Raw genomic sequence first — 18,631 nt, 5'->3', positions numbered from 1 at the left:
AGGGAGGCTTTACAATGGGTCTTTTAACGATAAAAAATATTGACCATATCTATTTTTCAGAAAAAACAGCCACTACCGCCCTAGAAAATATCAGCCTTGACATCGAGGAAGGGGAATTCATTTCCTTCCTCGGACCCAGTGGCTGCGGAAAAACAACCCTCTTATCGATTATTGCCGGCCTTTTTCCGCCCACTTCCGGGAGCATTCTACTTGAAAACAAACCGATTGACAGCCATACAGGATTCTCAATCGGCTATATGCTCCAGCAGGATTATCTTTTCCCATGGAAGACAATAGAAGAAAATATCATGCTTGGGTTAAAGCTTTTAAAAAAGGATGAGGCGCCAACCAGAATTCAGGCGTTGAAGCTGCTCGGGGATGTTGGTTTATCCGGCGTCGAAAAACAGTTTCCTAGACAGCTATCCGGCGGTATGAGGCAACGTGCAGCTCTGGCACGGACACTCGCTGTGGACCCCCAAATATTGCTTTTGGATGAACCATTTTCAGCACTAGATTATCAAACAAAGTTAAAGCTCGAAGACCTTGTTTCCGAAACTTTAAAAGCATTCGCTAAAACAGCGATCCTCGTAACACATGACATTGGAGAGTCCATTTCTATGAGTGACCGAATTTATCTTTTTACTGCTAAGCCGGGAAGAATCCATAAAACCTTTTCCGTACCAGCTGAACTGCGCTCCTTGTCACCTTTTGAAGCGAGAAACCACCCGCTATACCCGGAATTATTTCAAACCATATGGAAGGAGCTAGAGAATCTTGAATTCAGCCAAGCAAATGAATAACCTCCATAATCAATATAAGGCATCTTTACGAAGGGAAAGGCGCTGGGTACGTTTTTTCCAGCTGTTGATCTTCATTACCTTCTTTGCCTTATGGGAGGCCTTCTCGAGAATGGAATGGATCGATCCGCTTATATTCAGCGCTCCCTCCAAAGTATGGTCCCTTTTTATCGAAAAGGTGATTGACGGCACACTTGCATCCCATTTAAGTGTAACAGTGTTTGAAACCCTTCTCGGGTTCTTGATTGGGACTCTCCTTGGGACCGGTCTAGCCGCCATCCTTTGGTGGTCACCGATGCTTTCCAAAATTTTGGATCCCTACCTGGTAATTTTAAATGCCATGCCAAAGGTTGCCCTTGGGCCAATTCTTATTGTGGCTCTTGGACCGAATATGACATCGATTATCGCAATGGGTGCAATTATTTCCATTATCATTACTACAATTGTAGTCTATACGTCATTCCGGGAAGTCGACCCCAATTACTTAAAAGTCCTGCAGACCTTTGGTGCAAGCCGCGTGCAAATGTTTAAGGAAGCAATCCTGCCGGCATCATTTCCCACAATCATCTCTACTTTGAAGGTGAATGTGGGCCTTTCCTGGGTGGGTGTAATTGTTGGTGAATTCCTTGTTTCAGAAAAAGGGTTAGGCTACATGATTATCTACGGTTTCCAGGTATTTAACTTCAACCTTGTACTTCTCTCCCTACTAATCATTGCCGTATTTGCCACCATTATGTACCAGCTTGTAGAGCTTCTTGAAAAGAAGTTAATAAAAAATAACTAAAGAGGAACATAAGGGACTATGAATCGGCCCTATGTTCTTTTTTTAATATTGTCAGCACATTTAAACTAAGCGGCACGATTTGATCCTTCATGATGAAACTAAACCTCTCATCATCCTTCAAGTTTTCCGGCAGCTGGTCCATGAGGACAGGTCCATTCGTTTCGAGGTAATCTTCCTTCCGCACGATGTCGTCTAGTTCAGCAAAATAAATGGACTTAATAAAAGCGCCTCTAGGTGAATAAACTTTATACTGCCCCAGAAACAGTAATGCTCCTGTTATTCCTCCTGTCTCCTCATAGATTTCCCGATTCACAGCCTCCTCGACTGTTTCGCCCTTTTCTCTCTTGCCCCCGGGAAATTCAAGCCCGCGCCTGGTATGGTCCGTCAGTACCCAGCTGTTCTCAAAACGGCATAGTGCCAAAACATGGTTTGCGTCGCCGAATGCATTCCATACCGGGGAAAATTCAACCTTGTTGCCATGGGCATCCGTAAATATTTTCAAACTAACAACTCCATTCGCTAGAAACACCCATATTATACTTAATCTTATAACAAAAAGCGTCTTGTAACCAAGAACGAAACGACGACAGTGTTTGACCTGAGAAAAGTCTAATGAAACATATTCATTTAATCATACCGAAAGAACGGCCTCTCGTTATAAGAGGCCATCCGTGGTTGGTTTTTCCTGAAGGATTCCCATGCTTTCAATATGATTTTTCGCTTCATCGTCTCCCAGTTCATAGATCATCCCATAAATTTTTTGGATAGTCTTATCGTATTCATCATTTTCTCTGTCATAGTGGTACTGTATGTAAGGAACATGAGCACGGAAGAAATTTTCGATTTCCGTATCTGCATTTTGGTTAAAATATTCCCTCAGTTTAATGATTTCTTCGTCTGTGGCTTCAATTTTAAAGTTCCATGGAGAGCTTTCTCCATCCCTGGATATTTGCCCGTTTGCCACATAAATATAATAGGTGTTCTTCATTTCAGACACAATAATCGCCCCTTTATTCACTTCATATATACAGTTTTTGTTTAATGCACTCTCTTCATTCCGGACATGCAGGTACTCTCTTTATATTCGGGTCCCATAATTGATTCATCCCGAAATGTAAAAAATAGATTAAAGAATTGGATAAAGGGTAAAAAATATATATAACACTTACTGGGTTTTGGAAATTCATATTTACATAAAAATGAATAGGCAATCGAGGTGACTGTGATGAAGCTAATTGATGACCTTTATAATTTATACAGAAATAAACTAACTGGTGATGAAGAAGATATCGATATGCTTGCATTTGCTGTTTTGGAACAACTGGACAGAAACGAGATTCTGGGCTTGCTGAATGAGATGGATGACCAGGAACTAAATAACCTGCTTGGCATCTATATCATCGAATCTTTAAAAGGAAAGTTCGCCAAAGAAGGCCTGGAGGATACGAAGCCCGCCCCCTATCATAACCGTAATATTCATTAACACAAAAACCACAATAATACATAATAAGCCTTGAAGAAAAGTTGCTTCAGGGCTTTTTGTGCGCCTGATGCTCACTTAAAAAATAAAAGCCTTGCGGCAAGACGCAAGGCTTTCATAGACTTTCTTATTTACTTTCCTAGATACGCACGCAGCATCCAGGCATGCTTGTCCAGGCTTTTTTTCATGCCGGTCATCATATCGGCTGTTACATCATCATCCGCCTGATTGGCGAGGTCAATGCCTTCATCAAGCTCTTTTGATATTTTTTCAAAATCAGTTATAACACTTTGGATCATATCATCCGTTGTTTCCTGTCCAGTTGCTTCTTCAAGCGTGGTTAATCCCAGGTATTCCTTGATCGTTGCAGCCGGCTTCTCCCCGATAGCCAAAAGCCTCTCAGCCATTTCATCGATATTGGCCGCTGCCTCGTTATACAATTCTTCCAGCTTTACGTGAAGGTCGAAAAAATGTGGTCCGTTCACAAACCAATGGTAGTTATGCAATTTAGTGTAAAGCAGGGTGAAATTGGCGACTTCCTTGTTGATTACATTTGTTAAATTATTTGGCATAGTATCATCCTCCTGTTCAAACTTATATTTCCCATTTCCCTTTTGTTGAAAACATTTTATCGTTCTGTTCACATTAAAATGCTAAAATATAAATATAACCTGAACGTAAAGGAAGTTAACCATGAAAATTGTACTGATCATAGGAATAATAATTGTGCTCGTCGTATTGCTTTTATCAGTATTAACTATAAACAAAGGGTACGGATACAAGCATACCATCGATTCCGTGGATCCCATACCGGATGACGAAGAAAACAAGAAAAAACACGGCCAATAAAAAAGTTCCTGCTAAAGGGCAGGAACTTTTCTAATACTATTTTACCTTTTAATGCATATTTAGTTAAGCAAATACCTGATGAAGGTCCTCTTTCGTTTGGCTGAGCCAATATCGCATCAATTTCTTAGCTGCTTCAAGATCATGGAGCTTCGCCTGTCCGCATTGTGTCTCTGTTGCAGCTGGAATCTCCGTCGCTTCCACAGCATCCTTCATTGTTTCCTCAAGAACATCTATGATTTCTGATACTGTTGGTTCACCGCTGACAACAAGATAAAAACCAGTTTGGCAGCCCATTGGCGAAATATCGATAATATCAAAGTGCTCATATTTTTCGGCATGCTTGCGAATGGTATAGGCTAGCAAATGCTCAAGCGAATGGATTGCGACTGGCTGCATTGCCTCTTTGTTTGGCTGGAAGATCCGAATATCAAATTTATTTACAACACCATCGGTCCCGACTTTGTGTACACCGCAATGCCTGACAAAGGGAGCTTTTACGGCGTTATGGTCCAATTCAAAGCTTTCTACTGAAGGCATGAATATCACTCCTTAATACATTGTAATTACTATTTTACCTCGAATTCCATATTATTTCATCCTTTTCACCGAAAATGGTTATCCAGCCTTTCTCATTTGGGCTTTCCAAGAGGATTGCAATCCTTTTTACTGCAAATTATGCTATAGTAAATACACCAATCCATTGAAAGTTTGAAAAGGAAGATTCCTCATGATTAAAAAATTATTTATTGGGTTCATACGGTTTTATCAAGTCGCCATATCCCCTCTTAAACCTCCAACTTGCCGATTTTATCCTACCTGTTCCCACTATGGGCTAGAAGCGATAAAGCGGTTCGGACCGATTATTGGCAGCTGGCTTACAATGAAACGCCTCTTGAAGTGCCATCCGTTCCATCCTGGCGGAATAGACCCTGTGCCCGAGCGGCAGCATAAAGGGGAAAATTGATCCAGCCTCAATTTAATGCTTGCTTTTTTGCTATATATTCATGTATGATACATAAGTCAAATCGTAATCATTACGTTTTTATAAAAAATGAAAATTACCACAAATTTCGATACTTATGATGCTTTATGTGTCTTAAATCGGAATCAATACGATTATAAAAGGTGTGTGAAATAATGGGAAGAAAGCTTGCATTTTTTTTATTCCTAACTATTGTCCTTATTTTATCCGGTTGTAATTCCAAGGAAAACGAAAACACGGAAAACAAAGATACAATAAAGGTTTACACGACTGTTTATCCGCTTAAGGACTTCACCGAAAAAATCGGCGGAAAATACGTTGAAACGGGCACAGTATATCCTCCTGGCACTGATGAGCACTCATTTGAACCAACACAAAAGGATATTATCAAGATGGCAGATTCAGACCTATTTTTCTATATCGGCCATAATCTCGAAGGATTTGTTACGAAAGCCAAGCCCATTCTGGAGCAGGAAGGTGTCAAAATGACGGCCATTGGAGAAAAGGTACACCTTGAGGAAGAAAACGGCACTTCAGAAGGGGATGCCAGCGAGCATAACGATGAGCATTCAGATGAGCATGCGAATGGACATGGTGATACCCACGAAGATTCGCATGAGGGGGAAGGCGACCACCACCAGCATGGTGGTGTAGATCCACATATTTGGCTTGATCCTGTCTATTCGCAAGAAATGGCTGAATTAATAAAGGATGCACTGGTCACTGAGATGCCACAGCAAAAAGCGTATTTTGAAGATAATTACAATAAAGTGGAAAAACAACTACAGGAACTGGACGAAACGTTCAAGACGGCAACAGCCAATTCAAAAACGAACAAAATCATCGTTTCCCACGGGGCTTATGGGTACTGGGAAGACCGATATGGAATTAAACAAATTAGCGTCACGGGACTTTCCGCTTCAAGTGATCCTTCACAAAAGCAATTACAAGAAATCATTAAAACAGCCAAGCAGCAAGGAATCCATTCTGTCATTTTCGAACAAAACACGAGCTCTAAGCTGACAGAAATCATCCGAAAGGAAATCGGCGCAAAATCTTTAACACTCCATAACCTATCCGTACTCACTGACAAGGATTTAAAAGATGGGGAAGATTATTTCAGCCTCATGAACAAAAACGCGGAAACCTTGAAAACCGCTTTACACTGACAAAAAGAACGAAATGCATGGATAAAGTGCATTTCGTTCTTTTTCTTTTCAACACCTACATGAAACCGAAAGGCTCTACTACGGTGTATACTTATTTCTAATCAGCTGGGCTCTTTCCATTAGGTCTTTTCCTATCGATGGCTCAAACTCTTCATATACCACAGTCATCTCCCTCATCCACTCCTTCTTTTCATCCTCCGTTAGCTGATAAATCTGTATGTTAGAATTAGACTTTATTTCCTGCATTTGCTGTGTGTTCATTTCCTGGGATTTGTCCCATAACCAATCCGTTGTTTCGGCCATTGCCTTTTCAATATCTTCTTTAATATCCCTTGGCAGGCCGTCCCAGAACTGTTTATTCACCAGGACTGCATAGCCTAGATACCCATGGTCACTAATGGTCATATATTTTTGGACCTGGTACAGTTTTTTTGAATTAATGTTGGAGATTGTATTTTCCTGGCTGTCCAATTGATTTTTTTCCAAGTTTCTGAAAGTATCGTTAAAGGCAGTCATGGAGGTAGTTGCCCCAAAATGGCGGAACTGTTCTTCCAACACACGGCTCTTCATGATCCGAAAATTCTTTCCCTTAAAATCAGATGGATGCCTGATTGGTGAATTGCTGGTAATCTGCTTAAAATTATTGGACCAGAACGACAAACCCTTAATATCTTGCTCTTCCAACGCGCCCAACAGCTCTTTTCCTATATCTCCTCCCAAGGCGTCCTTTAGCGCATCATGGTTCGGGAAAATGAAAGGAAGGTCCAGCAGCTGCCATTTTGGTGACAACTCTGTTAATTTCGATGCAGCAGGAGCTATCATTTGCACCTCATTCCTTTGCAATGCCTCTATCTCTTCCCCGTCGCTATACAGGGATTGGTTCGGATACACCTCTACCCTTACCTTTTGGTCCGAATATTTCTCCACAAGGCTGGCAAACCGTTGGGCAGCCAATCCTTTTGGGGTGTTTTCCGCCACCACATGGCTGAATTTGATAATAACCTGGCCGTTAAGCCCCTGTTGTTCATCATCTTCAGGCAGCTGCTTTTCTAACGAGAACGATTGGAACGCTATCACTGAGGCGATTCCCAATCCGATTAATATGAATAATAAAGGGGTCAAAAAGGAACGCATTCTTCCCTCTCCTTCCCTGAGGGTATCTATAAATCTATTGTATCACAGCGTTTTTTTCATGATAAAATTATTGTAGAAATTTTGGAGGAGAGCATCATGAAAAAATCCGGACACATGCCAATTCAATGGAAAATCACGTTGCTTTCATTCGGGATTGTTGCCTTTTCCATTCTGATAGGCGGCATAATTTTACTCGGCAATGCTGTATCCCTTAAGGAAGAAGAATTCGGTAAGCGTTCGATGATCACTGCCCACACAATCGCCGAGCTACCAGAAGTTCAAATCTATGTTCAAGAACCTGAAGGCTGGCATTCCCTGCAGCCAGTCATCGAAAACCTGCGTGTTATTCATGCTGCAGATTATATCGTTGTTATGAATCAGGAAAAAATCCGCTACTCCCATCCCGTTTACGAAAAATTAGGTACGGTTTCACATGGCAGAGATGAAAGCGCGGCTTTTGCAGAGCATGAATACCTATCAAAAGCTACCGGTGAACTTGGGACATCGGTACGGGCCTTCGTACCGATTTTGAATAAGGAAAATAAACAGGTAGGGGTTGTACTCGTAGGTAACATCCTTCCCACCTTCACGGAAATACTAGGACAATCCAAAGAGGATATTTACGTTCTTTTATTCCTGACGCTGCTGTTTGGAGCATGCGGTTCCTGGATCCTGGCAAGGCATATAAAAAAGGAAACCTTTGAACTGGAGCCCCATCAGATTTCTAGAATGCTCGTTGAGAGGACAGCCGCGTTCAACGCCATGCACGAAGGTGTAATCGCTATCGATAACCGGGAACGAATCACTATTTTTAATAAAAAGGCGATGCAGCTATTTGGAATCAGTGGGGATGTGATCGGCAAGCAAATAAAAGAAGTGATTCATGACACGAGGCTGCCTGAAGTTTTGAAACGGTCCGATCCCATCTATAATCAAGAGATCTCGGTCCAGCATCGAAACATTGTCTCCAACCGGGTGCCAATTAAACTTGAGAATCGTACGATCGGTGCAGTCGCAATCTTCCAGGACCGGACAGATGCCACAAAGCTGGCGGAAGAGCTGACCGGGGTGAAGACTTTTGTAGAGGCCTTAAGAGTCCAAAACCATGAGCACATGAATAAACTGCATACAATTTCTGGTTTGATCCAGCTCGGAAAGCTTGATGAAGCACTGGCATATGTTTTTCAGGTTACAGAGGAGCAGGAAGAACTGACCAGGTTTTTGAGCAAACATATCCATCATGATAGCCTTGCTGGCCTGCTCATCAGTAAGGTGTCTAGAGGAAAAGAACTAGGAATTGAGTTGCTCATCGACAAGCATACAAGCTTGGACCGCTTTCCCGATGATCTTGACCATCATGATTTCGTCCTTATCTTAGGCAATTTGATTGAAAACTCCTTTGCTGCTTTGAAAGAGGAAAACCAAGAAAAGAAACAAGTCTATTTATATATAAACCAGGATGAATACAGTTGTGAAATCGTTGTGGAGGATAACGGAAGCGGTATTCCAGGTCCTATTAAAGAGCACATATTTGATTATGGATATACAACCAAAGGAGCGGACGGATCCGGCATCGGCTTGTACCTGATCGCCCAAATCGTAGAAAAAGGGCGCGGGGAAATCCAGGTTACTTCAGGCCCCGATGAAGGAACTGCTTTTTATTTAAAGTTCCCTATGAAAAAACGTAAGGAGGATCCGATTTGGAAAAGGAAAAAATAAAGGTTCTTCTTATTGAGGATGATCCAATGGTACAAGAAGTGAATCGGCAATTTATCGAGCAGGTAGATGGCTTTGAAGTAATTGGCGTTGCTTCAAACGGTAAGGATGGATTGCAAAAAATCCGGGATTTAACCCCTGACCTAGTGATCATGGATATCTTTATGCCCATTCTGGATGGCGTAGAGACCATCCATCAAATTAGAAAGCAACAGACAGATGTCGATGTGATTGTAATTTCGGCAGCGAATGACCAGAAAACCATTCGAAAAATGATGCAGAATGGCGCCTTTGATTATTTGATCAAACCATTTAAATTTGACAGGCTTAAATTGACATTAGAAAAGTATTATATATATAGTATACAGCAAAGTGAGGATGCCCTTTTATCACAGACAGAACTTGACAAAATCATGTTTCAAAAGGATTCAGCCAAAGAGGATGGATACGTTGTTATTCAGGAAAATCTTCCAAAGGGACTGAATGCAGCCACGCTTACCCAGATTAAGGAATTTTTGAATAACCAGACGGTTCCGTTATCCGCTGAGGAGGTGGCGGACGGAATCGGAATTGCCCGTGTTACAGCGAGACGCTACCTCGATTATCTCAAAGGTGCAGGAATTTTGGATTTAGATGTTCAATATGGCGGAATTGGCAGGCCGATTAATAAATATATCATGAAAAGGCAGCGATAAAAATGCGCTGCGTAAAAAGGACCGGAAACCGGCGCTATTTCACACCTTAATCCCGGTCCTTTGTTTGTCTATAAATTATAAAGCAGTGTTCGGCTCAGTAGAACTGATCTTTAAGCGCCGGATTTCATGATCGGCCAGATTAGTAATCTCCTTCACAACAGTAATAGGCATTCCTCTTTTTAAAAGAATTTCAGCTATAAGGTAAGGCTTTTTCATAAATCTTCAGCTCCCTGCCTCTGGTGTTATACTGATGGTGATTAATTATATTATACAGAGTTCCATCCAGCCGAAAAAAGCGACATTCGCCTATTTTATAAAAAATAGGGGCTTTAAAAATTGCCTTTCACCTATCCTTTTCTAGGTTCAATACAGACTGTTATCCACGTTCCTCCAGCCGCTTTTTCAGCTCACGACGCAGCAGTTTATTTGATGCATTCCGCGGCAAAGACTCGCAGAAAACGATCTCCCCCGGAACCTTGTAGGGTGCTAACTGATCTCTACAAAATTCAATAAGCTCAGCTTCAGCCGGCTTCATGTCAGGATACGGGACAACAAACGCAACCGGTATTTGCCCCCACTTCATGTCACTCATCGACGAGACACCTGCTTCAAAAACTGCAGGATGCAAGCTTAAAACCGACTCTATTTCTGCAGGATACACATTCTCTCCGCCAGAAATAATCAAATCCGATCGGCGGTCCATTACGTATAAAAACCCTTCACTGTCTAAATATCCTATATCCCCAGTATACAGCCAGCCATTCTTTATCGCCCGGCTCGTTTCTTCCTCCCTGTTTAAATAGCCCTTGGTTACATTTGGACCCGCCACTACAATTTCACCTGGTTCATCTGGTGATGCAGTGCGGCCATCAACCTCAATTTTCAGTTGTGAAGGAAACAATGGCTTCCCTGCAGAACCAATTTTCTTCATGCTGTACTCGGGCGCAAGGGTGACAATTTGAGAAGATGTTTCGGTCATACCATACGTTTGATAAACCGGAATCCGCTTTCTTTTACTTTCCTCCAGAAGATGTTTAGATGCCGGCCCCCCGCCTAGAAGCATACAGCGGAAATGGTCAGGATAGCGCTGCTCACCCAGGGCAAGCAACATCCGGTTTAACATCGCTGCAACAACCGATATGATAGTAACCCCTTTTTTCATGATCATTTCATTTGCTTCTTCCTCATTAAATGTCTCTACAAGGATGATCTTCATTCCGTAAACCACATTTCTCATCAGGATTGAAAGACCGCTGATGTGAAAAATGGGAACGGCGCAAAACCAACAATCTTCTTCTGTAAGTCCGAGATTTAGAACAGATCCCATGGCACTCCACCAATGATTCCCGAACGTCTGGATCACACCCTTAGGCTTTCCGGTTGTACCTGATGTGTACATGATTGTCGCAGCATCTGTGAGTACAAATTCTTCCTCGGTATATGACTTGGACTTAGCAGGAAGCAACATTACTTCTTCTTTTATTAAGATTTGGACCCGTGGGAGTTCCGCTGCAATCCCTTCAAGCTTGTCAGAGAAGCCCCCCTCTGTTATTAACCACTTAGACTCGCTGTCTGCGATTTGCCAGCTTAATTCTTTAGCTGTTAATCTGCTGTTCAACATGACAATGGTAATCCCTAAATTGAACAGCGCATGAATCATAATCACACTATCAATATGGTTTCTTAATAAAAAGGCGCAAGTATCTCCTTTCTGGAGACCAAGGGAGACAAGCCTCCTTGCATTTTCCTCCGCCAATTTATCAAGCTCGCGAAATGTATATTGTCTATCTCGAAATTCAATAGCAACCCTCTCAGGGGTAATTTCAGCTCTTTTTTTCAGCCAATTTGGAAGTCTTTCTCCCGTTATCATCTTTTATCTTTCTCCTTTTAAGAGAATTTCTAATGTTTAATGGTATAAAAACAGCTCGACGGAAATCCGTCAAGCTGTTTTAGTTTCAGTATTGCCTATGTGCACATTAATCACGGAAAGCGAGGGAACTGCCCGAAATCCGGTTTGCGCTTCTCTTTGAACGCATCGCGGCCTTCTTTTGCTTCATCGGTTGTATAGTAAAGAAGGGTTGCATCCCCTGCCATCTGCTGCAAGCCGGCAAGCCCGTCAGTATCAGCGTTCATGGCTGCTTTCAGGAAGCGAAGAGCTGTAGGGCTCTTTTCAAGCATCTCTTCGCACCATTTAACCGTCTCTGCTTCAAGCTCGTCTAAAGGTACTACCGTATTGACGAGTCCCATATCAAGCGCTTCCTGGGCGTTATATTGTCGGCACAAGTACCAAATTTCACGGGCTTTTTTATGGCCGACGATACGTGCAAGATAACCAGAACCGTATCCTGCATCAAAGCTTCCTACTTTTGGTCCTGTTTGTCCAAATACAGCGTTGTCCGCCGCAATTGTTAAATCGCAGACAACATGAAGCACGTGTCCCCCGCCAATGGCATATCCTGCTACCATTGCTACAACTGGCTTAGGAATAACACGAATTAACCTTTGTAGATCTAAAACATTCAAACGAGGAATTTCATCTTCCCCTACATAACCGCCGTGGCCGCGAACCTTTTGATCTCCGCCGGAACAGAATGCCTTCCCACCTTCTCCCGTAAGAATGATGACTCCTATACTAGAATCATCTCTTGCCCTCGAGAAGGCATCAATTAATTCCATTACCGTTTTTGGACGGAATGCATTATGTACCTCAGGACGATTGATGGAAATGCGTGCAATTCCATTATAGCTTTGATAAAGAATATCTTCATATTCCCTGACTGTTGCCCATTCAATTGCCATTCATTTCTCCTCCTTTATACCTTTGTAAAAACTCACTTACTATTTTACCAAACTTCTCGACAACTTCCACATGAATCGCATGTCCAGCACCTTTTATTATTATCCATTCACAATTTTTTATATCGTTTTTCATTTGGTCCGCGATATTACAGAACTTCTGATCAAGTTCCCCTGTGACAAGCAGGACTGGAAAGTCAATGTGCTGCAACTGATCCCACCAGGAAGGCTGGGATCCCGTCCCCATCCCTTGCAGGCTGCCCGCCAGGCCGGTTTCCGAGTTTAATAGACGCTGCCTTCGAATTTCTAGTTTCTTCTGAAGCGGCAGGTTTTTCTGGCTTTCAAAAAGTGGAATGGATTCCCAATAATCGATAAAATCGGCAATGCCTTTTTCTAAGATCCGTCCGGCCAACTTTCGGTCACTTTCTTGTCGAATGCTTCTTTCTTCTTCTGTCCTAAGTCCAGGCGATGCACTTTCGAGAATAAGTCTCTCAACATATTCTGGATAAGATCTAGCAAAACTTAAAGCAAGGCGGCCACCCATGGAGTAACCAAGAACATTTGTTTTTTTCACGTCAATAGTCTCTAAAATATTTTTCAAATCTTTAGCAGCCTTTTCCATCGAATACCTCTTATAATCTTCCGGTGAGTCCGTCTTACCATGGCCAATCAAGTCCACCATGATGAATCGATACTTGGATTCTAAGATTTGAACGAGAGGGAGCCAGGTTTTCAGGTTGCCTGTAAAACCATGAAGAAGGAGCAAAGGCTCTCCTTCCCCCTTTATCTCAATGTGATATTCGACACCGTTACTGATTATTTTCATTATTTTTCCTCAAACAATGACTGTTTTATTTCCTGGGAAACAAAACTCCACAATTCTCTGTGTTTTACGACATTAGAATCTCTTACAGTTTGCACCTCAATAACCTTCAAACCGGGTATAGCAAACGAATTCGTAAAGGCATAAGCAAATTCGCTCCAAGACTCGGCTTTTGTGTAATTTCCTCCATATAACGCAACTGCATGGGAAAAATCAAGACCGTGGGGAGTCCCAAATAATGTTTCAAAGTATTCCTTTTCGGAAGCCTGAGGCAAGAAAGAAAAAATACCGCCTCCATCATTATTGATAAGTAAGATGGTTATATTGGCCTTTTGCAGCTTGGCTGCCATCAGTCCGTTCATGTCATGGAAAAAACTCAAGTCTCCAATGACTAAGACAGTGTTGTCTAATACCGTACTAACACCGAGAGCTGTGGATACTACACCATCAATGCCATTGGCACCTCGGTTGGCAAATGTCCTGATTTTCTTTTTGCCCGTAAAAAAGAATGTATCCAAATCCCGAATCGGCATGCTGTTTCCAACGAATAGATGAGATGAATTCGGCATTAAATCCTGAAGAATCAAAAAGAGCTTGCCTTCACTTAATTCGTCTTCATCGAGGATGGTTTGAAGGGCTCCCTTCGTTGCAACGTTTAGCTTTTTCCATCGTTCAAGCCAAGAGGTATTTCCTTTTGTTTGAATGGCAGCGCAAACACCCTTACTAAACAAAACTTCATTGCTATATATCATGTCAGATACTAAACCAGCAGGTTCTCTCCATCCTCCACCGCTATCTACTACAAGATGCTTGGCCCCTTTATGCTTTTTTAAAAATAATAACAATGATTTTGAAACAGGCATTGGACCAAAACGCAGAACCAAATCTGGCGCTAGAAGCTTTGAAGCATGTTCATCTCGCAAAAACGTATCATAACAGTCAATGATGTTGTTAACATTCTGGCTTCCACTTCTTAATTGTGATAATGGATCGGCCAGTATCGGAAAAGAAAGCATTTTCGATAAAGAAATAATGGCCGCCCTTTTCTCATCACTCTCTAGCTCACCACATACGATAATTCCCTGCCTGGAGCCTTCAATTAACTTAACAACAGAGTGTAATGCTTCAGGAGACAGCACAAGTTCACCGCCATGTACATTTACAGTAGAAGTACTAACTTGCTGTCCTTCCCTAAATTTTTTGGCCTCGTCCATAAATGGAACAAGAGGTTCACGAAACGGAAAGTTCAAGTGTACCGGTCCGGCCGGCTCCTGTGTAGCTGTGGCCACTGCCCTTGACCCAATTGTTCTTGAGTACCTCACCATTTCTTCAGATTCTTCAGGGAGAGCCATTTCCACAAACCACTTCACATGTTTTCCATATAAATGAATTTGGTTAATGGCTTGCGGCGCTCCTACATCCCGAAGTTCATGAGGCCGGTCTGCTGTTAGTACAATTAAAGGCACCCTTGAATAATAGGCCTCGATAATAGCCGGATAATAGTTCGCAGTCGCCGTTCCCGACGTACACACCATACCTACAGGTTCACGGAGTGCCTTTGCCAGTCCAAGAGCAAAAAAACCAGCTGACCGTTCATCTATATTTATGTGTACCGTAATATCCGGATGTTCAGCAAGCATCAGTGCCAGAGGGGTTGACCTTGATCCTGGACTCACAACAACATGTTTCACATGATTCAAGGCAAGTTCATCAATAAATGATGCCGTGTATGCTGTTAACGCTTTTCTGTCATTCATGCAGCATTCCTCCTAGGGCACTTAGCATTGGCTTAAATTTGATTGAAGTTTCAATATATTCGCTTTCAGGCGTCGAACTTTCTACAATCCCACATCCCGCAAAAAGGGACGCTTCTTTCCCCTGCAATAATGCTGACCGGATAGCTACCGCAAATTCACCGTTTCCATAAGAATCCGCCCATCCAATTGGCCCAGCATAAAAACCGCGTTCAAGTTGTTCTAATTCACGAATCCTGATTACCGCTTTTTCTTTCGGCAATCCGCCAAGTGCGGGTGTTGGGTGAAGCTTATCCATTACATCGAAGATAGAAACAAATTCATCGCAAATACCCTTAACAGGAGTATATAAATGCTGGATGTGCCTGTTTTTCATTAAAATGGGGTTTTTAGGTATATCCACTGAATGGCAAACAGATTTTATTGCTTGTTCGATCATGGACACGACATATTTATGTTCGATCAGATTTTTCTGGTCATGCAGCAGCATATGCCCTAGCATATCATCATCCTGCTTGTCCTTACCTCTTGCAATCGAACCTGCAAGGCATGTCGAAAACATCTCCCCGCCAGTCTTCTTGATTAACCGTTCAGGAGACGCTCCTATAAAGCAGTCGCTTCCGACTTCCAAACTAAATATAAAACTTGCCTTCTGTTCACGGGATAAGTTTTCCAAAACCCGCTCCGAATAAACGGGGTCTTTAAAAACAAGCCGCATCTCCCTCGCAAGAACCAATTTTTCCAAATCTGTTTCCTTTATTTCATTTATAGTTGTCGCAACGGTATCTTTCCATTGGTCAGGTGAGATTTCCCTTTGTTCCAACAGTACCTGTTTTCCAGGCTCCAAACTCGCCGCTCCGTTCAACAGCGTATCCCGTTCATTTATCTTTTTCATGAAGAGCTGTATATGGTCTTCAGGCGAACAAATTAAATTAGTTGTTAAAAAGCCTTGTCCATTCACGATAGACAACATGAATGTAGGAATATAGAATAAATTATCTCCAAATTGATCCCATAAAATGGAATCGCTCTTTTTGTGGTCAAAAGAAAATCCGCCAAATAACAATGGCCCTGTTCCAGCCTTTTGAAGGATCCCTGTTTTAACTGCATCACCAATAAGGGCCAACCAGTTATGTTCAACATCCCTAAACCGTGAGCCACGTGCTTCGGCCTGGATTGTCTCAGCTTTTCCCAACCCGGCAATGATCAATTCTTTCGCAGGATCTTGCCAAAAAAAACGTTCACCGAGATAATTTTCTCTTCCTGCCCGATAAAATGAAAGGGGGTTGATAATATCAACTTCCACAACTTCGCTGAAGAGGACTTTATGCTGTTTTCTTTTTGCTTCTGAAAGTGCCTTTTGAAGCCCTTCAATCAGCTCACTTTCGTGTGAGATGGCCAAAACAAAATCCCCCTGTCCTTTCCTTTAAAAAGCTTTAGCAAACTTATTTAAAGATACACCCCGATTTATCCCTATGTCAAACATTCAAACATTCTACATATATGATAAACCAACTTTTTTCCTTATTATATAATAATATACATTTTCTACGAATAATCACGTGCAATCAGCAGGTAATCTGGGGAGTTTATCCTAAAAAGCATTGACACCAACCTCTTGTTTTTCTACACTTAATCTGTAACGATTTGTACACATTTAATCTGTTGCAGTCAAAATAGAAATACATTATCAGGGGAGAGAATCAATGCAAATGAGAACTCACACTGAATCGGCTCCACTCCTCCAGGATTCTAAACGCAACTGGAAGGTTCTTTGGCAGCTCACTCGGCCGCATACATTGACTGCCGGTTTTATTCCGGTCTTAATTGGCACCGCTTTGGCTATGCAATCCAATGACATTAATGGCCTTTTGTTCATTGCTATGCTTGTTGCTAGCTTGCTGATCCAAGCTGCCACCAATATGTTTAACGAGTATTATGACTTTAAGCGGGGTTTGGATACGGAAGAATCAATTGGCATCGGTGGCGCAATCGTTAGGGACGGAATGGCCCCAAAAACTGTGCTAAAACTGGCGCTTGCTCTTTACGCAATTGCCACACTTCTAGGAGTGTATATTTGCATAGAATCATCCTGGTGGCTTGCTGTTATAGGCTTATTATGCATGGCTATTGGCTACTTATATACCGGCGGTCCACTTCCTATATCGTCTACACCGTTCGGAGAGCTCTTCGCGGGTTTCTTTATGGGCTTTCTAATCATTTTAATTTCTTTTTTCATCCAAGCAGGGAATGTATCTAGATTATCCATTCTAGTGGCAATACCTATAGGAATTCTGGTTGGCTTGATTAATTTGTCCAATAACATCCGTGATTTGGATGGAGATAAGGCAAATGGGAGAAAAACACTTGCTATATTAATTGGACGAAAAAAAGCGGTATTCTTACTCGGTATAATGTTTTCTGTTTCATATTTATGGATGATAGGGCTAACCGCTACCGAAACGGTTTCCCCGTGGGTCCTATTGGTGTTCCTAAGCATTCCAAAAGCCGTTAAGGCAACAAAAGGATTTATCGGAAAGACAGTCCCAATTCAAATGATGCCTGCGATGAAAGCAACCGCCCAAACGAATACCATTTTTGGTTTCCTTTTATCAGTCGGTCTGTTTATCAGCTATTTCATCTAGTAGTAAATACCCTTGCCAGTAGGCAAGGGTATTTTTTATTCCATATATGGTTGGAGCCTTGCAAAATTTGCATAGTTTCCTTTACTGCGTGTTCGGGTATTTAACTTATATTCCAGACAAGAATTTAATAAAAAGGTAAGGAGTGCATATGATGGCTACCAATGAACAAATTCATACATTAAAACAAGAACTACTTAATGAAAAGAAGCAGCTCCAAAATAGAATTAAGCAAGATGAAGAAAGCTGGTTCAATACAAGTCAAACCGAATCCGTTGGGGAACTGAGTTCATACGATAATCATCCAGCAGATATGGGAACGGAGCTATACGAACGTGGACGAAATATGGCTATTGACGAGCATGCGGAGGCGGAAATTGAAAAAGTTGATAACGCCCTGAATGCAATAGAAGATGGAACATATGGCACGTGCAGAACATGTGGTGAGGAAATTCCTTACGACCGGCTACAGGCTGTGCCCTCTACATTATACTGTGTGGAACACACACCTGAAAATCTTCGTATAGTTGATCGTCCAGTTGAGGAACAAGTACTCAAGCCTTCTCTTGGAGATCATTTTGAAAACCGTCGCGATGGCAGTGAAATAAACGATAAAGAAGACAGTTTCGGAGAACTGGCCCGGTTCGGCACATCAGAGACTCCAGCGGATTACACTGGCGACCATCAGTCCTATGATACATTATATAAAACTGAAAATGAAAATGATGCCTTCCCTGAAGATTATGAGAGCTTTCTTGGGAATGATATGGACGGTAAGAACCCGAAAATGTTCAGGTCGAAGGAGCAAGAAGAATACGAAGACAGATTGGACGAAGAAGGGATTGAGTCTCAATTAGGAGATATTCCTTTTAAACAATCAGATGGTTACGTAAAGAACGAACGCCGAAACCGGCACAAATAATGAACAGATATAGATTAAAAGAAAAAGGAGACAGTATAAGTAATATACTGTCTCCTTTTTGGGATGACCCCTACGGGATTCGAACCCG

General features: G+C 42.0%; 21 protein-coding genes. 10 read left to right on the top strand and 11 right to left on the bottom strand.

All coding sequences use genetic code 11. The features are described from left to right. Positions 1 to 14: 14 nt before the first annotated feature. Positions 15 to 800 carry an ABC transporter ATP-binding protein gene (locus tag CUU64_RS18990; RefSeq protein ID WP_101635244.1) on the top strand — a complete coding sequence of 262 codons (786 nt, stop codon included), beginning with the start codon at positions 15 to 17 and terminating at the stop codon, positions 798 to 800. Then, positions 793 to 1,581, top strand: a complete 789-nt coding sequence (locus CUU64_RS18985; protein ID WP_101635457.1) for an ABC transporter permease — start codon at positions 793 to 795, stop codon at positions 1,579 to 1,581. Before CUU64_RS18990 ends, CUU64_RS18985 begins: the two co-directional genes overlap by 8 nt. A gap of 16 nt (positions 1,582 to 1,597) precedes the next feature. Here CUU64_RS18985 and ytkD read toward each other — a convergent pair whose 3' ends face one another. After that, the gene (gene ytkD / locus CUU64_RS18980; protein WP_101635243.1) at positions 1,598 to 2,083 is read right to left on the bottom strand and encodes an RNA deprotection pyrophosphohydrolase; all 486 of its coding nucleotides are present in this window, start codon (positions 2,081 to 2,083) and stop codon (positions 1,598 to 1,600) included. A 153-nt stretch (positions 2,084 to 2,236) separates the two neighbouring features. Next, positions 2,237 to 2,569, bottom strand: a complete 333-nt coding sequence (locus CUU64_RS18975; protein ID WP_374702742.1) for a hydrolase — start codon at positions 2,567 to 2,569, stop codon at positions 2,237 to 2,239. 237 nt (positions 2,570 to 2,806) lie between these two features. Here CUU64_RS18975 and CUU64_RS18970 point away from each other — a divergent pair, with 237 nt between their 5' ends. After that, positions 2,807 to 3,064 (top strand): DUF6154 family protein, encoded by a 258-nt coding sequence (locus CUU64_RS18970; protein ID WP_101635241.1) that lies wholly within the window; start codon positions 2,807 to 2,809, stop codon positions 3,062 to 3,064. Between the two features lie 128 nt (positions 3,065 to 3,192). On the opposite strand, the gene CUU64_RS18965 is transcribed toward CUU64_RS18970, so the two are convergent. Beyond that, on the bottom strand, positions 3,193 to 3,633 hold the full coding sequence (locus CUU64_RS18965) for a Dps family protein (protein WP_101635240.1): 441 nt from the start codon (positions 3,631 to 3,633) through the stop codon (positions 3,193 to 3,195). Between the two features lie 121 nt (positions 3,634 to 3,754). On the opposite strand from CUU64_RS18965, the gene ytzI reads away from it, so the two are divergent. Then, on the top strand, positions 3,755 to 3,910 hold the full coding sequence (ytzI, locus tag CUU64_RS18960) for a YtzI protein (RefSeq protein WP_101635239.1): 156 nt from the start codon (positions 3,755 to 3,757) through the stop codon (positions 3,908 to 3,910). A 63-nt stretch (positions 3,911 to 3,973) separates the two neighbouring features. Here the strand turns inward: ytzI and CUU64_RS18955 are convergent, their stop codons facing one another. After that, positions 3,974 to 4,447: an S-ribosylhomocysteine lyase gene (locus CUU64_RS18955; protein ID WP_101635238.1), complete on the bottom strand. Its 474-nt coding sequence runs from the start codon at positions 4,445 to 4,447 to the stop codon at positions 3,974 to 3,976. Positions 4,448 to 4,637: 190 nt separating this feature from the next. Between CUU64_RS18955 and yidD the strand changes: the two genes are divergently transcribed. Further along, positions 4,638 to 4,874 (top strand): membrane protein insertion efficiency factor YidD, encoded by a 237-nt coding sequence (gene yidD, locus CUU64_RS18950; RefSeq protein ID WP_101635237.1) that lies wholly within the window; start codon positions 4,638 to 4,640, stop codon positions 4,872 to 4,874. A gap of 173 nt (positions 4,875 to 5,047) precedes the next feature. Then, on the top strand, positions 5,048 to 6,061 hold the full coding sequence (locus CUU64_RS18945) for a metal ABC transporter solute-binding protein, Zn/Mn family (protein ID WP_101635236.1): 1,014 nt from the start codon (positions 5,048 to 5,050) through the stop codon (positions 6,059 to 6,061). A gap of 78 nt (positions 6,062 to 6,139) precedes the next feature. On the opposite strand, the gene CUU64_RS18940 is transcribed toward CUU64_RS18945, so the two are convergent. Continuing rightward, the gene (locus tag CUU64_RS18940; protein WP_180954681.1) at positions 6,140 to 7,195 is read right to left on the bottom strand and encodes a DctP family TRAP transporter solute-binding subunit; all 1,056 of its coding nucleotides are present in this window, start codon (positions 7,193 to 7,195) and stop codon (positions 6,140 to 6,142) included. A 96-nt stretch (positions 7,196 to 7,291) separates the two neighbouring features. Between CUU64_RS18940 and CUU64_RS18935 the strand changes: the two genes are divergently transcribed. Together CUU64_RS18935 and CUU64_RS18930 are read left to right on the top strand one after the other, a co-directional pair. After that, positions 7,292 to 8,914: an ATP-binding protein gene (locus tag CUU64_RS18935; RefSeq protein WP_101635235.1), complete on the top strand. Its 1,623-nt coding sequence runs from the start codon at positions 7,292 to 7,294 to the stop codon at positions 8,912 to 8,914. After that, positions 8,896 to 9,606, top strand: coding sequence for a response regulator (locus CUU64_RS18930; protein WP_180954680.1), 711 nt, complete (start codon positions 8,896 to 8,898; stop codon positions 9,604 to 9,606). Before CUU64_RS18935 ends, CUU64_RS18930 begins: the two co-directional genes overlap by 19 nt. Before the next feature lie 75 nt (positions 9,607 to 9,681). On the opposite strand, the gene CUU64_RS22220 is transcribed toward CUU64_RS18930, so the two are convergent. The 6 genes from CUU64_RS22220 to CUU64_RS18905 form a co-directional block, all read right to left on the bottom strand. Then, complete coding sequence (locus CUU64_RS22220; protein WP_180954679.1) at positions 9,682 to 9,822, bottom strand: hypothetical protein; 141 nt, start codon at positions 9,820 to 9,822, stop codon at positions 9,682 to 9,684. A gap of 160 nt (positions 9,823 to 9,982) precedes the next feature. Further along, positions 9,983 to 11,476 carry an o-succinylbenzoate--CoA ligase gene (locus CUU64_RS18925; RefSeq protein ID WP_101635234.1) on the bottom strand — a complete coding sequence of 498 codons (1,494 nt, stop codon included), beginning with the start codon at positions 11,474 to 11,476 and terminating at the stop codon, positions 9,983 to 9,985. Between the two features lie 110 nt (positions 11,477 to 11,586). Continuing rightward, on the bottom strand, positions 11,587 to 12,405 hold the full coding sequence (menB, locus tag CUU64_RS18920; RefSeq protein WP_101635233.1) for a 1,4-dihydroxy-2-naphthoyl-CoA synthase: 819 nt from the start codon (positions 12,403 to 12,405) through the stop codon (positions 11,587 to 11,589). After that, positions 12,395 to 13,228, bottom strand: coding sequence for a 2-succinyl-6-hydroxy-2,4-cyclohexadiene-1-carboxylate synthase (menH, locus tag CUU64_RS18915; protein ID WP_101635232.1), 834 nt, complete (start codon positions 13,226 to 13,228; stop codon positions 12,395 to 12,397). Before menH ends, menB begins: the two co-directional genes overlap by 11 nt. Further along, complete coding sequence (menD, locus tag CUU64_RS18910) at positions 13,228 to 14,982, bottom strand: 2-succinyl-5-enolpyruvyl-6-hydroxy-3-cyclohexene-1-carboxylic-acid synthase (RefSeq protein ID WP_101635231.1); 1,755 nt, start codon at positions 14,980 to 14,982, stop codon at positions 13,228 to 13,230. The genes menH and menD overlap by 1 nt, the downstream gene beginning before the upstream one ends. Continuing rightward, positions 14,975 to 16,381: an isochorismate synthase gene (locus tag CUU64_RS18905; RefSeq protein WP_101635230.1), complete on the bottom strand. Its 1,407-nt coding sequence runs from the start codon at positions 16,379 to 16,381 to the stop codon at positions 14,975 to 14,977. Before CUU64_RS18905 ends, menD begins: the two co-directional genes overlap by 8 nt. Before the next feature lie 310 nt (positions 16,382 to 16,691). On the opposite strand from CUU64_RS18905, the gene CUU64_RS18900 reads away from it, so the two are divergent. After that, positions 16,692 to 17,624, top strand: a complete 933-nt coding sequence (locus CUU64_RS18900) for a 1,4-dihydroxy-2-naphthoate polyprenyltransferase (RefSeq protein WP_257985606.1) — start codon at positions 16,692 to 16,694, stop codon at positions 17,622 to 17,624. A 151-nt stretch (positions 17,625 to 17,775) separates the two neighbouring features. Next, complete coding sequence (locus CUU64_RS18895; RefSeq protein ID WP_101635228.1) at positions 17,776 to 18,543, top strand: TraR/DksA C4-type zinc finger protein; 768 nt, start codon at positions 17,776 to 17,778, stop codon at positions 18,541 to 18,543. The last annotated feature ends 88 nt before the right edge of the window (positions 18,544 to 18,631 follow it).

Origin of the sequence: Bacillus sp. V5-8f, assembly GCF_002863565.1 — a bacterium.
In the GTDB taxonomy this organism is placed as follows: domain Bacteria; phylum Bacillota; class Bacilli; order Bacillales; family DSM-1321; genus Peribacillus.
Note: the sequence above shows the minus strand (reverse complement) of the source record. Positions and strands in the feature narration are given on the sequence as shown.